Origin of the sequence: Agromyces allii (assembly GCF_009749385.1) — a bacterium.
Classification (GTDB): domain Bacteria; phylum Actinomycetota; class Actinomycetes; order Actinomycetales; family Microbacteriaceae; genus Agromyces; species Agromyces allii.
In genome coordinates, this window is the sequence record NZ_WBIN01000016.1 from 49,139 (window position 1) to 61,911 (window position 12,773).

The window sequence follows — 12,773 nt, forward strand, 5'->3', positions numbered from 1 at the left end:
ATTGGGCCGTGAGTCCTCGACAGCTGTCGAAGTCCGCACCGAACCGTCCCGGAGGAACCATGCCCATTTCCCGCCGTCACCCACTCGCCGTTGCTCGCCCTGCGCGCCCCGCACGCCCTGCGCGCCCCGCACGCCCTGCGCGCCTCGCCGCCGTGCTCGCGATCCCCGCCGCCGTGCTGCTCCTCGCCGGCTGCGCGACTCCCACCGCCGCCTCGACGGGCGGCGCCGACCCCTCGGCGGAGGCCGCGGCATCCGCGTACCCGATCACCGTCGACAACTGCGGCACCGAGGTCGCCCTCGACGCCGCGCCCGAGCGCGTGCTCACCATCAAGTCCTCGACGCTCGAGCTGATGCTCGCGCTGGGCCTGGCCGACCGCGTGATCGGCTCGGCCTTCAGCGACGGCCCCGTCCCCGACGAGGTCGCCGACGCGGCATCCGGCATCGAGGTCGTCTCCGACAAGGTGCCCTCGCAGGAGGCGACGCTCGCACTCGAACCCGACCTCGTCTACGCCGGCTGGGAGTCGAACCTCTCGGCCGAGGGCGCCGGCGAGCGCGACGACCTCGCGAAGCTCGGCGTGGCGACCTACGTCGCCCCGGCCGCGTGCAAGGCCGAGGGCTACATGCCCGACCCGCTGACCTTCGACGAGGTCTTCCGCGAGTTCGGCGAGGCCGGCGACCTCTTCGGGGTTCCGGATGCCGCAGCCGACCTCGTCGCCGAGCAGCAGGCCGCGCTCGACGCGATCGAGCCGAACGCCGACGGGCTCACCGCCCTCTGGTACAGCTCCGGCGACGAGACGCCCTACGTGGGAGCCGGCATCGGCGCACCCCAGATGATCATGGGCGCCGCAGGCCTCGACAACATCGCCAAGGACGTGCACGACACCTGGACCTCGATGAGCTGGGAGGCGATCGTCGACGCGAACCCCGACGTCATCGTGCTCGTCGACGCCGCGTGGAACACGGCCGACCAGAAGATCGCCCAGCTCGAGGCCAACCCCGCGACCGCGGCCCTGCCCGCCGTGCAGCAGAAGCGCTACGTCGTGCTCGACTTCCCGTCGACCGAGGCCGGCGTGCGCAACGTGGGCGCCGTGGCCTCGACCGTCGAGCAGCTCGGAGCCCTGGGGTACTGATGACCGCCGCCGGTCGAGGAGCGAACGCGGCGACCCCCGCCGGTCGAGGAGGCGCGCCGGCGCCGTATCGAGACCCGACCCCGCCAGAGGCCCCGGCGGGTCTCGATACGCTCGCTGCGCTCCCTACTCGACCGGCGAGAGGCGGGCGCGCGCTCGCCTGGGGCCTGCTGCTCGCGGCGGTGCTCGCGGCATCCGTCATCGTCGCGGTCACCATCGGCCCCGCGCCGATCGCGCCGTCCGACGTGTTCGCGAGCATCGCCGCGCACCTGGGGTTCGGCGAGCCGACCCTCTCGACGATCCGCGACGGCATCGTCTGGGAGCTGCGGATGCCGCGCGTGCTCACCGCGGCCGTGGTCGGCGCCGGGCTCGCGCTCTGCGGCGCGGTCATGCAGGCCGTCACCCGCAACACCCTCGCCGACCCCTACCTGCTCGGACTCTCGTCGGGCGCCTCGGTCGGCGCGGTCGTCGTGATCGTGCTCGGCGTCGGGCTGCTGCTCCCGCTCGCGGCGTTCGCCGGCGCCCTCGCGGCACTCGTCGCGACGCTCGGACTCGCCATGGCCGCCTCCGCCAGGTCGGGGCGCGGTGCGCGGCTCGACCCCACCACCACGGTGCTCGCCGGCATCGCGGTGTCGAGCGTGTTCGGGGCGATCACGAGCCTCGTCATCTTCTGGAGCGCGACGGGCGACAGCTACCGCGAGATCCTCAACTGGCTGCTCGGGTCGCTCGCGGGCACCGACTGGGGCTCGGTCGCGATCAGCGGCGCCGCGCTCGTCGTCGTCGGGGTGCCGCTCCTCGCGAGCGCCCGCACGCTCGACGCCTTCGCCCTCGGCGAGGCCGGTGCGGCCGCGCTCGGCGTGCACGTGGCACGTTCCCGAGTGCTGCTGCTCGGCGGCACCGCGCTGCTCACGGGCGCCCTCGTCGCGGTGAGCGGATCGATCGGCTTCGTCGGCCTCGTGCTCCCCCACGCGGTGCGACTCGTGACCGGCCCCGGTCATCGCGCGCTGCTGCCGCTCTCGGCCCTCGCCGGCGCGATCTTCCTCGTCTGGGCCGACACCGCCGCCCGCACCCTGTTCGACCCGCGCGAACTCCCGGTGGGCATCATCACCGCACTGGTCGGCGGCCCGGTCTTCGCCTGGCTGCTGCTTCGCACGAGGAGGACGGCATGAGCCTCGACCTGTCGCGCGTGCGCTTCGACCGCGCCGGACGCACGATCATCGACGGCGTCGACGCGACGCTGCCCCACGGCGCCCTGACCGCCCTCATCGGGCCGAACGGCGCGGGCAAGTCGACGCTGCTGCACCTCATCGCCGCCGTCGAGCGAGCACGAGACGGCGAACTCCGGCTCGACGGCCGGTCGCTCGACGGCATGCGACGACGCGAACGCGCCAGGATCGTCGCGCTGGCCGAGCAGCAGGCCGAGGTCGACGGGCGGCTGACCGTCGAGGCATCCGTCGCCCTCGGGCGCACCCCGCACCTCGGCGCGTTCGGCGTCGCCGGCCCCCGCGACCGCGCGATCATCGACGGCGCACTCGCCGCGGTCGGCGCGGCGGAGTTCGCCCAACGCCACCTCGACTCGCTCTCGGGCGGCGAACGGCAGCGCGTGACCCTCGCCAGGGCGATCGCGCAGGAGCCGACCCTGCTGCTCGCCGACGAACCGACGAACCACCTCGACCTCGGCTCGCAGTTCGTCGCCCTCGACCTGCTCGCCGGACTCGCCCGCGACGGCCTCACGGTCGTCGCGGCCCTGCACGACCTCTCGCATGCCGCCGCCTACGCCGACCACGTGGTGGTGCTCGCGTCCGGCCGGGTCGTCGCGGCCGGGCCGCCCGCCGAGGTGCTGACCTCCGAGCTCGTGCACGACGTCTACGGCGTGCGGGCCGAGGTGCTCACGCACCCGCTCACGGGTCGCCCGCTCATCGCCGTCGCGAGCGCTGCGACGTCGGCACCGGTGCCGATTCCCCTGTCGGCCGCTGCCGGGGCCGCCCCGACCCCTCACCGCGGCTCTTAGGACGAGGCGAGAGGCGCCGCACCCTTGTCCTGCGGCCACAGGCTCTGCCACGATCGGACCGTGACCCGACCCGATCGACGCCGCCTCGGCGTCGCCGGATGCCTCGCCCTCGCCGCGGCATCCGTCAGCCTCCTCACGTCGTGCGCGACGCCCTCGACCGCCGCCGAACCGTCGGCGCCTCCGCCCACTCCGAGCACGCCGGCCGAGGTGGCCGCCTCGATCGTGACGATCGAGATGCCCGACCTCGCTCCGTACCCCGAACCCGACCCGCCGCTCTCCGAGGCCGAGTCCGAGGCGAGACGCGTCGCAGATGCCGACGCGCAGTGGCAGGGCGTGCTCGCGACCTACCCGGATGCCGTTCGACCGGCCGACCCGTTCGCGGGCTACCTGACCGAGGAGGAACGCAAGCCGCTGTTGCGCTCGTGCGTCGAGGCCGCGGGCATCACGATCGACGAGGGGCACTCGCTGGACCCGGACGCCCCGCCTTCGATCGGCTGGTCGACGAACACCGAGGCCGAGATGGTCGCCGCCTACGCCTGCCAGATGATGCATCCCACGAAGATCACCCAGCCATCGGCGAACGACGCCCAGCTCGGCTGGATCTACGACTACATGGTCGCGTTCTATGCTCCGTGCTACGAGGCCAACGGCATCGCCGTACCGCCGCCTCCCGGCCGCGACGTCTGGGTCGAGACGTATCCCGGCTACGTCTGGTTCCCGTCGTACTTCGACGACCCCCGGTTCCGCGACATGACCTTCGAGCTCGAGACGGCCATCCGAACGGCCTGCCCCGACCCCGACACCTACCTGCAGGCGCATCCCGAGATCCGCTGACCGACGGATCGGCCGGGCGCCGCGCCGAGGGCCCGTTCGGTCAGGCCGAGGGGTCGAACCCCGGCACCGTGCCGTCGGCGGGCGGGTACTTGGCGACGAGGCTCGCGTCCTTGTCCGCGTACCCCTCTGCCGCGAGCAGTCGGAACTGGTCGAGCGCGAGCTCCGCCGCCGGGATGTGCAATCCGGATGCCTCGCCCGCCGCGACCGCGAACGAGAGGTCCTTCTCGGCGAGCGCAGCCGAGAACGTGGCGTCGAAGTTGCGGTTCGCAGGACTGGTCTCGACGACGCCGGGAGCCGGGTACCAGGTGCGGAGCGGCCAGGAGTCGCCCGACGAGGCCGACGCGACCTCGTGGAACCGCGCGGGGTCGAGCCCGAGCGATGCGGCGAGCGCAGCCCCCTCCGCGACGCCGAGGAGCGAGACGAAGAGCATGAGATTGTTGGCGAGCTTCGACGCGATGCCGAGCGTGGGCCCGCCGAGGTCGAAGACGTGCGCCGCCATGGGCTCCACGAGCGGGCGGGCCGCCGCCACGGCGTCTGGGTCGCCGCCGAGCATGAACGTCAGCGATCCGCGGATCGCTCCGGCGATGCCGCCCGAGATCGGGGCGTCGACGAACCGGAACCCGTTCGCCGCCGACTCGGCGTGGCACCACCGCGAGGTGTCGACGTCGACCGTCGAGGTGTCGAGTAGCAGGGCGCCCGCCGGCGCCGTGGCCCAGACGCCGGCGGTCGCCGCGTAGACCTCGCGCACGTGCTCGTTGCGCGGCAGCGACGTGAACACGGCGTCGACGCCCGCGACGGTCTCGGCGATGCTCTCGCACACGCGAACGCCGCGCTCGGCCGCGACCAGGCAGGCTGCCTCGTCGAGGTCGAATCCGCGCACCTCGTGCCCGGCCGTGACCAGGTGCGCCGACATGGGGCCGCCCATGTGCCCGAGTCCGATCCATCCGATGACCGCCATGGCCCCTCCTCCGACGTCGCTGTCGCCGCGGTCGCCCGCATCTTCCACGCTACGCCCAGGATGCGCGACAGGGCGCCCCGGTCGTCGAACCGGGGCGCCCTGGGCTCTGCTGCCGTGCGCCCGCAGGCGCGGCGCGGCGGAGTTACTTCGCCGCGCGTGCGCGCAGCCGCGGCGCGAGGTCGCGCTCGAACAGCTGCAGGAACCGACGCTGGTCGTTCCCTGGCGCGTGGAACACGAGGTGGTTGAAGCCCCAGTCCATGTACTGGCCGATCTGCTCGACGACCTCGTCGGGGTCGGTGCCCACGATCCAGCGCTTGGCGATCGTCTCGATCGGCAGGGCGTCGGCGGCGCGCTCCATCTCGACGGGGTCGGTGATGTCGTGCTTCTGCTCCTTCGAGAGCGAGAGCGGCGACCAGAAGCGCGTGTTGTCGAGCGCGGTCTCGAGGTCCTCCTCGTACGAGAGCTTGATCTCGATCATGCGGTCGTACTCGTCGAAGGTGCGCCCGTCGGTTCGGGCCTCGAGCCCCTCCTTCACGGCGGGCATGAGCTGGTCGGCGTAGAGCTCGGCGCCCTTGCCCGAGGTGCAGATGAAGCCATCGCCCGCGCGGCCGGCGTACTTCGCGACCTGGGGTCCGCCCGCGGCGATGTAGATCGGAACGCCGCCGTCGGGCCGGTCGTAGATCGACGCGTCGTGGGTCGAGTAGTACTCGCCGTCGAAGCTCACCTGGCCGTCGTCGAGCCACAGCGAGCGCATGAGGCGCACCGACTCGCGCAGGCGCGCATAGCGCTCGCGGAACTCGGGCCACTCCTGCTCGCCCGCTCCCTGGAAGCCCGTGGCGATCTCGTTGAGCGCCTCGCCCGAGCCGACGCCGAGGACGACGCGCCCCGGGTAGAGCACACCCATGGTCGCGAACGCCTGGGCGAGCACGGCCGGGTTGTAGCGGAACGTGGGCGTGAGCACCGAGGTGCCGATCTTGATGGTCGACGTGCGTTCGCCGACGGCGGCGATCCACGCGAGCGAGAACGGCGCGTGCCCGCCGGTGTGGCGCCACGGCTGGAAGTGGTCGCTCGTGAACACCGACTCCATGCCGTGCGCTTCGGCGGCGACGGCGATCTCGACGAGCTCGCGCGGGTCGAACTGCTCGGCGCTGGCCTTGTATCCGAGGGTGAGGGTCATGCTGCTCCCTTTCTGGTGGAGTCGGTCGGGCGTGACGACGCCTGCGCGTCGGGTCGGTGGGCGTCGGGTCGGTGGGCGTCGGGCACGGCCGGGGTGTCGCGTGCGGCGAGGGCCGCCGTGGTGTGCGGGCCGAGTCCGAGTCGTACGGCGGCGTCGAGCGCGTCGACCGTGTCGACGTCGCGGCGCATGCGCTCGGCGAGGGCCGCGGGCACCTCGTGCGCGAGGTCGTGGAACCCGAGCGCGCGGTGCAGCAGCGCCGAGTCGGCGCCGAACGCTGGCTCGAACCGCGTGTGCGCGGCGGCCGTCGCGAGGGTCGTGCCGGTGCCCTCCGCGTCGGGCATGAAGGCGAGCGGATGCCGCGACGCGGCGTCGAGCGCGGCATCGAGCGCCTGCGGGGTCAGCGCGGGCAGGTCGCCGAGCAGCACGGCGATGCCCCGGTGGCTGCGGGCCGGGCGGCCGCCGGCGGAGGCCGGCACGCGCTCATCGGCGGCGATGCGCCTGGCCTCCGCGATGCCGTGGCGGATCGCCGCCGAGAGCGACCGGGGCTCGGGCTCCGCGACGACCACGACACCGTTGGGCACCTCGTCGACGTGCCCGCTGAGGTCGCCGACGACGATCACCCGTGCGGCGCGGTCGGCGGCGAGCGCGGCATCGATGGTGTCGAGCACGAACGCCCTGGCCAGGTCGGCGCGCGCGGTGCGGTCGAGGGAGGGCGCGAGGCGCGTCTTGGCCTCGGCGAGCAGCTTCACGGGCACCACGACGTCGTACGTCAGCATGTCGTCGCCTCCGCCGCCGGAACGGCCGGCGAGACGCGCGATCGCGCCATGAGCGCCTCGGTGCGTGCGGCCGCGACGCCCTCGGCGTAGCCGGAGGCGAACCCCTCGGCCTGCCCGACGGCCCGCCCACGGGCGAACCCGGCCTCGTGTCCGTCGCGGCGCCCCAGTTCGACGGCCTCGTCGGTGCCGAGCCGGAACAGGTCGCGGTCGGACGGCCTCACGATCGAGGCCGCACCGGGCAGGTCGAGCGGTCCGACGGTGCGCGCGAGGCCCGAGACGACGGCCACGGGGCATCCGCTCACCTTGCCCTTGACGAGGTCGCCGGCGCCCGCGAGCTCGTCGGCGAGGCAGGCCATGGTCACGGTGAGCGTTCGGCCGGCGGCGTCGGTGCCGCCGCGGAGGTCGTCGACGACGTGCACGCCGGCTGCGCCGATCGCGACGTCGGTCTGGCCCTCGCGCCACGGTCGGCCGAGCGTGTCGGAGAGGATCACGCCGACGTGCGCGCCGGTGCGTTCGCGGAGTCCGGCCGCGAGCGCGCGCGCCGAGGCATCGGGGTCGACGGGCAGGAGCAGCACGGTGCCGTCGGGCGTGTTCGACGCGTCGACGCCGGCCGCGGCGGCGACCATGCCCTGGCGGTTCTCGACGATGCGCGTGACGCCGCCCTCGTGCGCCCGGGTCGCGACGACGCGCACGGTCTCGTCGGTGATGGCCTGCTCGCGATCGGCCGCGTGCACGATGCGCCCCTCGGCCTTGGACACGATCTTCGAGGTCACGACGAGGATGTCGCCGTCGTGGAGCCCGCCGGCGGCCGCGGCGGCCCGTGCGATGAGGTCGACGAGGTCGTCGCCGGGGCGGATCTCGCCGAGGCCGGCGAGGGCACGGACCGTGATGGCTGCGGCATCCGTCGCCCGATCGGTCGCCGCCCGCTGCGCGCGGGCGTCGGGTTCGGTCGCGAACGCGGTGCTCATCGCACGAGCCTCGGCAGCACCTCGCGCCCGAAGACCTCGAGCCACTCGCGCTGGTTGCGTCCGACGTTGTGCAGGTAGATGCGGTCGAACCCGAGGTCGATCAGGCGCTGGATGTGCGCTCGGTGCACGTCGGGGTCGCTCGAGACCGTGAGGCGGCCCGTGAAGTCTTCCGGCCGCACCGAGCGCGCGAGCTGCTCGAACTCGAACGGCGAGCGGATGTCGCCGCGGGCGAAGCGCATGCCCGCGATGGGCCACTCGCGCAGCGCGTTCGCCATCGCCTCCTCGTCGGTCGGAGCCCACGAGAGGTGCAGCTGCAGCACGCGCGTGAGCTTCGAGCGATCGCGGCCGCCCTCTCGAGCACCCTCGTCGAACTTCGCGAGCAGCACGCGCAGGCGTTCGTCGTCGGCGCCCGTCGTGATGATGCCGTCGACCTGACGGCCGGCGCGCTTCGCGGTGACCGGCCCCTGGGTCGCGACGAAGATCTCGGGGGCGACGGGCGGCATCGTCCAGAGGCGGGTGGTCTCGAGCTTGAAGTGCGGGCCGGCGTGGCGCACCTCGCGCCCCGCGATCGACGCGCTGAAGAGCTTCTTGATGACGTCGACGGCCTCGAACATGCGGTTGATGCGCTCGTGCGCCTCGGGCCAGTACTCGCCGACGATGTGCTCGTTGAGCGCCTCGCCAGAGCCGATGCCGAGCCAGTGCCGACCCGGGTACATCGATGCGAGCGTCGCACTGGCCTGCGCGACCATGGCCGGGTGCCAGCGGAACGTCGGCGTGGTCACGCCGGGGCCGAGGTCACCGGAGGTGCGTTCACCGAGCGCCGCGAGCACGCTCCACACGAACGAGGACTCGCCCTGCTGCGGCAGCCAGGGCTGGAAGTGGTCGGAGGCCATGACCCCCGTGAAGCCGTGCTGCTCGGCGAACGCGGCGAGCGCCACCGCCTCGGCGGGCGGGAACTGCTCGAGCATGGCGGCGTATCCGATGTGCACTGACACCCCTCCATCCTCCCGCTCCCGCGCGGGGCCGGGGCACGCATTCGAACATTCTGCGGGCCCGTTCAGGTCGTCGGCATCCCGACAGGTTCAGTATTTCGGATTCTGGATCCAAAAAGCAATACGCAGATCGGATGTCGCGGGCGGGCGGTGGGGGTTCTGCCGGTCGAGAAGGCGCGCCAGCGTCGTCTCGAGACCCCGATGGCAGCTGGCTGGGTCTCGAGACGCTCCGCTCCTCGACCGGCGGGATCAGTTCACTCTCGACCGGCAGGGATCGTCGGCGAGCCGCTAGCGCGGCGAGCGCCCCCGCGACGCCGGCGCCGCGGCATCCGCCGCCGTCGACTCGGCCTCGAGCAGTTCGAGCACCGCATCGCGCACGCCCACGAGGTGGTCGCGCAGCACGTCGACGGCCCGGTCGACCTCGCCGGAGGCGACGGCCTCGATGAGCTGCTCGTGCGTGTGGCTGTGCTCGGCATCGCCGACGAGGCGCCAGCCGAGCACGTAGCGGCCGACCTTGAGCCGGAGCTGCTCGATCATCTCCCAGAGCACGGGGCGCTGCTCGGCGTCGTAGAGCTCGGCGTAGAACTCGGTGCGGGCGTCGACGAAGTCCGAGCCCTCCTGCTGCCGGTCGGCGGCCTTGCCGAGTTCGCGCAGGCGCGCGACGCGGGCGTCGGTGAGGGCGGCCATCGTGAGCCGCAGCGCCTCGACCTCGAGCAGCACGCGGATGTCGTAGACCTCCTTCGCCTGCGCCGGCGAGAGCGACTTCACGACCGCGCCGCGGCGGTCGTGGAACTCGACGAGCCCGTCGGCCTCGAGCTGGATCAGTGCCGAGCGCACGGGCAGCCGCGAGACGCCGATGAGCTCGGCGAGCGTCTCCTGGCGCAGCTTCTGGCCCGGCAGCAGCGCGCCGCTCAGGATCGCGTCCTTGAGGATGTCGTAGACCATCACGCCGACCGATCGGTATCCGGTCGCGTGCTGGCCCGCGAGCTGCTTGAGGGCGGCGGCTCCGCCGTCGGCCGAGGATGCCGGTGCGGCCGTGGTGCCCCGGGGGGCTGCGTTCTGCGCGCTCATAGATGCTGAACGTAGCGGATAACCGCTCCGATCACGCTGTTCTGGATCCAAAAACCACGAACTGCGTCGAAGAGCTACAGATCCCGCCGCAGCGGTCCCTCGTTCTGCGCCTCGTCGAAGCCGTCGCGGTAGCCGTTGTCGTACGCCTCGTCGGCGCCGACCCGGAACAGGTCGCGCTCGGGCGGTCGCTGGATGCTCCGGGCCCCGGGCAGGTCGAGCTCGCCGACGTACCGGCCCAGGCCGCGCACGACGGCGACCGGAACCCCGGCGGACTTGCCCTTGACCAGCTCGGCCGCGCCCGCGATCTCGTCGGCCACGCACGGCATGGTGACCGCGAGCGGCTTGCCCGCGGCATCCGTCGCCCCGCGCAGGTCGTCGAAGACGTGCACGCCGGCCGCGCCGATCGCGATGTCGGTCTGCCCGTCGCGCCACGGACGGCCGAGCGTGTCCGAGAGGATCACGCCGATCGAGATGCCGGTGAGCGCGCGGATGCCGGTGGCGAGCGCCCGCGCCGACGCGTCGGGGTCGATCGGCAGCAGCAGCACGGTGCCGTCGGGCGCGTTCGAGGCGTCGACCCCGGCCGCGGCGCCGATGATGCCCTGGCGGTTCTCGACGATGCGCGTGACGCCGCCCTCGTACTCGCGGGTCGCGACCACGCGCACGGTCTCGTCGGTGATGGCCTGCTCGCGGTCGGCTGCGGCGACGACCCGCCCTTCGGCCTTGGAGACGATCTTCGACGTGATCACGAGGATGTCGCCCTCTTCGAGGCTCGTGGCCCCGACGATGATCGCGGCGAGGTCTGCGCCCTTCGCGATCTCGGGCAGCCCTTCGACGCCGTCGATGCTGAATCCCATGGGAACCCCCGATCTCACCCGGCGCACCCCGGTCTTCGCGCCTCGAACGATCTTCGCAGGTCGCGCGCCCGCGCACGAGCGCCGACCGTTGCCGTGGCGCACCCGACGCTGCCAGACTGCGTGACATGTCCGTGGCATCCGCACCGGCGAAGCGCCGGGTGATCGTGTGGGACCTGGTGCTCACGATCGTGCTCCTCGTCGTGATGATCGGCGTCGCCGTGGTCGCGATGTTCCTGTCCTTCCTCCTCGCCTTCGCGGGCGACTCGTGCGGCGCCGCCGGTCCGTGCGACTACGACGTCATGGGCACCGGCATGGTGATCGCGTTCGCCGGGCCCATCACCGCCGCGTTCATCGCGCTCGTGGCGGCCGTCATCGTGCTGGTGCTCAAGCGGATCGCGTTCTGGATCCCGCTCGTGGGCATCGTGCTCGTGATCGGCGTGTTCGTCGCGGGTGCCGCGATCACGGCATCGGGCGTCCCGTCGACGTCGTGAGCGGCGCCCGTCGAGGCCCGCACGACGCAGGGGCTTGCGCCCGCGGCATCCGCCCTGCCTACGATCGACCATGGAAGACCACCTCGACGTCGTGCCCGGTGACGGTCGCGACGAGACCGCGAACCAGCGCAGCGACCGCAACTGGAACGAGATCCTCCAGGAGCTGCGGGTCGCGCTGACGGGCACGCAGCTGATCGGCGGCTTCCTCATCGCGGTGGCGTTCCAGCCGCGCTTCGACGAGCTCGACGCGTACCAGCTGCGGCTGTACCTCGTGCTCGTCTCGCTCGCGGGGCTCGCGACGGTCATCGGCCTCGCGCCCGTGACGCTGCACCGCGCGCTGTTCCGCCGGAAGGTCAAGGAGCGGCTCGTGCTGACCGGCAACCGACTGCTCATCGGGCACCTCGTCGTGGTGGGGCTCCTGCTCGTCGGCGTCACGTCGCTCGTGTTCGACGTCGCCGTGTCCCGCGAGGCGGGGTGGTGGGCGCTCGGCGTGGGCGCGGTCGTGGTCGTCGGCGCGTGGGTGGTGCTGCCGCTCGCACGCAAGGCGACCGATCACGAGCCCGAACTGCCCGCCTGAGACGGCGAGCGGATGCCACGGGCGGCCGTCTGCGGCATCCGTCGCCCGTCCCTCGGTGTCGCACGCCGACCGTAGGCTTGATCCCATGCGCATCGCCACCTGGAACGTCAACTCGATCCGCACCCGCGTCGAACGCACCGTCGACTGGATGGTGCGCGAAGACGTCGACGTGCTCGCGATGCAGGAGATCAAGTGCAAGCCCGAGCAGTTCCCGCATGAGGCGTTCGAGGCGGCCGGCTACGAGCTCGCGATCCACGGCCTGAACCAGTGGAACGGCGTCGCCATCGCGAGCCGTGCGCCGATCGAAGACGTGCAGATCGAGTTCCCGGGCATGCCCGGCTTCCTCAAGGGCCACGAGGGCCCCGACCTGCCGAAGGAGGCGCGCGCCCTCGGCGCGACCATCGACGGCGTGCGCGTGTGGAGCCTCTACGTGCCGAACGGCCGCTCGCTCGACGACCCGCACTACACCTACAAGCTCGACTGGCTCGCGGCGCTCACCGACTACACGCGCGCCGAGACCGCCGCGCACCCCACGCGTCCGTTCGCGCTCATGGGCGACTTCAACATCGTGCCGTTCGACCACGACAACGGCGACCCCACCGTCATCGAGGGCGTCACGACGCACGTCTCGCCCGCCGAGCGCGAGGCGTTCTTCGCGTTCGAGGGTGCCGGCGTCACCGACGTCGTGCGTCCGCTCGTGCCCGAGGGCTTCACCTACTGGGACTACAAGCAGCTGCGGTTCCCGCGCAACGAGGGCCTGCGCATCGACTTCATCCTCGGCTCCGAGGCGTTCGCGCACGCCGTGACCGGCGCATCGATCCACCGCAACGAGCGCAAGGGCACCGCTCCGAGCGATCACGTGCCCGTGCTCGTCGACCTCGACCTGGGCGGCGACGACGATGAGTTCGATCGGCCGATGTTCCTGTAGGCGTGACGA

Annotated in this window: 14 protein-coding genes; 7 read left to right on the forward strand and 7 right to left on the reverse strand. The window is 72.6% G+C overall.

Translation table 11 applies throughout. The features are described 5' to 3' along the window. The first annotated feature begins 152 nt into the window (after positions 1 to 152). From GQR16_RS17890 to GQR16_RS17905, 4 genes are read left to right on the forward strand one after another with little or no spacing between them, the layout of a single operon-like run. Complete coding sequence (locus GQR16_RS17890; RefSeq protein ID WP_246200922.1) at positions 153 to 1,130, forward strand: putative F420-0 ABC transporter substrate-binding protein; 978 nt, start codon at positions 153 to 155, stop codon at positions 1,128 to 1,130. Then, the gene (locus GQR16_RS17895) at positions 1,130 to 2,296 is read left to right on the forward strand and encodes a putative F420-0 ABC transporter permease subunit (protein WP_157416529.1); all 1,167 of its coding nucleotides are present in this window, start codon (positions 1,130 to 1,132) and stop codon (positions 2,294 to 2,296) included. The genes GQR16_RS17890 and GQR16_RS17895 overlap by 1 nt, the downstream gene beginning before the upstream one ends. Then, positions 2,293 to 3,138 carry an ABC transporter ATP-binding protein gene (locus tag GQR16_RS17900; protein WP_157416530.1) on the forward strand — a complete coding sequence of 282 codons (846 nt, stop codon included), beginning with the start codon at positions 2,293 to 2,295 and terminating at the stop codon, positions 3,136 to 3,138. The genes GQR16_RS17895 and GQR16_RS17900 overlap by 4 nt, the downstream gene beginning before the upstream one ends. Before the next feature lie 60 nt (positions 3,139 to 3,198). Beyond that, positions 3,199 to 3,972: a hypothetical protein gene (locus GQR16_RS17905; RefSeq protein ID WP_157416531.1), complete on the forward strand. Its 774-nt coding sequence runs from the start codon at positions 3,199 to 3,201 to the stop codon at positions 3,970 to 3,972. A gap of 40 nt (positions 3,973 to 4,012) precedes the next feature. On the opposite strand, the gene GQR16_RS17910 is transcribed toward GQR16_RS17905, so the two are convergent. The 7 genes from GQR16_RS17910 to cofE all read right to left on the reverse strand — a co-directional run bounded on the left by GQR16_RS17910 (position 4,013) and on the right by cofE (position 10,768). Continuing rightward, the gene (locus GQR16_RS17910; RefSeq protein ID WP_157416532.1) at positions 4,013 to 4,930 is read right to left on the reverse strand and encodes an NAD(P)-dependent oxidoreductase; all 918 of its coding nucleotides are present in this window, start codon (positions 4,928 to 4,930) and stop codon (positions 4,013 to 4,015) included. Between the two features lie 142 nt (positions 4,931 to 5,072). After that, complete coding sequence (fgd, locus tag GQR16_RS17915) at positions 5,073 to 6,107, reverse strand: glucose-6-phosphate dehydrogenase (coenzyme-F420) (protein ID WP_157416533.1); 1,035 nt, start codon at positions 6,105 to 6,107, stop codon at positions 5,073 to 5,075. Continuing rightward, positions 6,104 to 6,883, reverse strand: coding sequence for a 2-phospho-L-lactate guanylyltransferase (cofC, locus tag GQR16_RS17920; RefSeq protein WP_157416534.1), 780 nt, complete (start codon positions 6,881 to 6,883; stop codon positions 6,104 to 6,106). Before cofC ends, fgd begins: the two co-directional genes overlap by 4 nt. Beyond that, entirely contained in the window at positions 6,877 to 7,851 is a 975-nt protein-coding gene (locus tag GQR16_RS17925; protein WP_157416535.1) for a coenzyme F420-0:L-glutamate ligase, read from the reverse strand. Before GQR16_RS17925 ends, cofC begins: the two co-directional genes overlap by 7 nt. Then, on the reverse strand, positions 7,848 to 8,846 hold the full coding sequence (locus GQR16_RS17930; protein ID WP_281351406.1) for a TIGR03557 family F420-dependent LLM class oxidoreductase: 999 nt from the start codon (positions 8,844 to 8,846) through the stop codon (positions 7,848 to 7,850). The genes GQR16_RS17925 and GQR16_RS17930 overlap by 4 nt, the downstream gene beginning before the upstream one ends. Positions 8,847 to 9,131: 285 nt before the next feature. Then, positions 9,132 to 9,914 (reverse strand): GntR family transcriptional regulator, encoded by a 783-nt coding sequence (locus GQR16_RS17935; RefSeq protein WP_157416536.1) that lies wholly within the window; start codon positions 9,912 to 9,914, stop codon positions 9,132 to 9,134. 74 nt (positions 9,915 to 9,988) lie between these two features. Then, positions 9,989 to 10,768, reverse strand: a complete 780-nt coding sequence (cofE, locus tag GQR16_RS17940) for a coenzyme F420-0:L-glutamate ligase (protein ID WP_157416537.1) — start codon at positions 10,766 to 10,768, stop codon at positions 9,989 to 9,991. 11 nt (positions 10,769 to 10,779) lie between these two features. On the opposite strand from cofE, the gene GQR16_RS17945 reads away from it, so the two are divergent. From GQR16_RS17945 to GQR16_RS17955, 3 genes are all read left to right on the forward strand, one after another. After that, complete coding sequence (locus GQR16_RS17945) at positions 10,780 to 11,259, forward strand: DUF6264 family protein (RefSeq protein WP_246200926.1); 480 nt, start codon at positions 10,780 to 10,782, stop codon at positions 11,257 to 11,259. 70 nt (positions 11,260 to 11,329) lie between these two features. Beyond that, complete coding sequence (locus tag GQR16_RS17950) at positions 11,330 to 11,836, forward strand: DUF6328 family protein (RefSeq protein ID WP_157416538.1); 507 nt, start codon at positions 11,330 to 11,332, stop codon at positions 11,834 to 11,836. An 85-nt stretch (positions 11,837 to 11,921) separates the two neighbouring features. Next, on the forward strand, positions 11,922 to 12,764 hold the full coding sequence (locus GQR16_RS17955; RefSeq protein ID WP_157416539.1) for an exodeoxyribonuclease III: 843 nt from the start codon (positions 11,922 to 11,924) through the stop codon (positions 12,762 to 12,764). The last annotated feature ends 9 nt before the right edge of the window (positions 12,765 to 12,773 follow it).

Excerpts from the sequence above, each read along its gene's own strand:
- cofC (WP_157416534.1), bottom strand. The coding sequence starts at position 6,883 with ATGCTGACGTACGACGTCGTGGTGCCCGTGAAGCTGCTCGCCGAGGCC.
- GQR16_RS17955 (WP_157416539.1), top strand. The coding sequence starts at position 11,922 with ATGCGCATCGCCACCTGGAACGTCAACTCGATCCGCACCCGCGTCGAA.
- GQR16_RS17900 (WP_157416530.1), top strand. The coding sequence starts at position 2,293 with ATGAGCCTCGACCTGTCGCGCGTGCGCTTCGACCGCGCCGGACGCACG.
- cofE (WP_157416537.1), bottom strand. The coding sequence starts at position 10,768 with ATGGGATTCAGCATCGACGGCGTCGAAGGGCTGCCCGAGATCGCGAAG.
- GQR16_RS17925 (WP_157416535.1), bottom strand. The coding sequence starts at position 7,851 with ATGAGCACCGCGTTCGCGACCGAACCCGACGCCCGCGCGCAGCGGGCG.
- fgd (WP_157416533.1), bottom strand. The coding sequence starts at position 6,107 with ATGACCCTCACCCTCGGATACAAGGCCAGCGCCGAGCAGTTCGACCCG.
- GQR16_RS17950 (WP_157416538.1), top strand. The coding sequence starts at position 11,330 with ATGGAAGACCACCTCGACGTCGTGCCCGGTGACGGTCGCGACGAGACC.
- GQR16_RS17910 (WP_157416532.1), bottom strand. The coding sequence starts at position 4,930 with ATGGCGGTCATCGGATGGATCGGACTCGGGCACATGGGCGGCCCCATG.
- GQR16_RS17935 (WP_157416536.1), bottom strand. The coding sequence starts at position 9,914 with ATGAGCGCGCAGAACGCAGCCCCCCGGGGCACCACGGCCGCACCGGCA.
- GQR16_RS17895 (WP_157416529.1), top strand. The coding sequence starts at position 1,130 with ATGACCGCCGCCGGTCGAGGAGCGAACGCGGCGACCCCCGCCGGTCGA.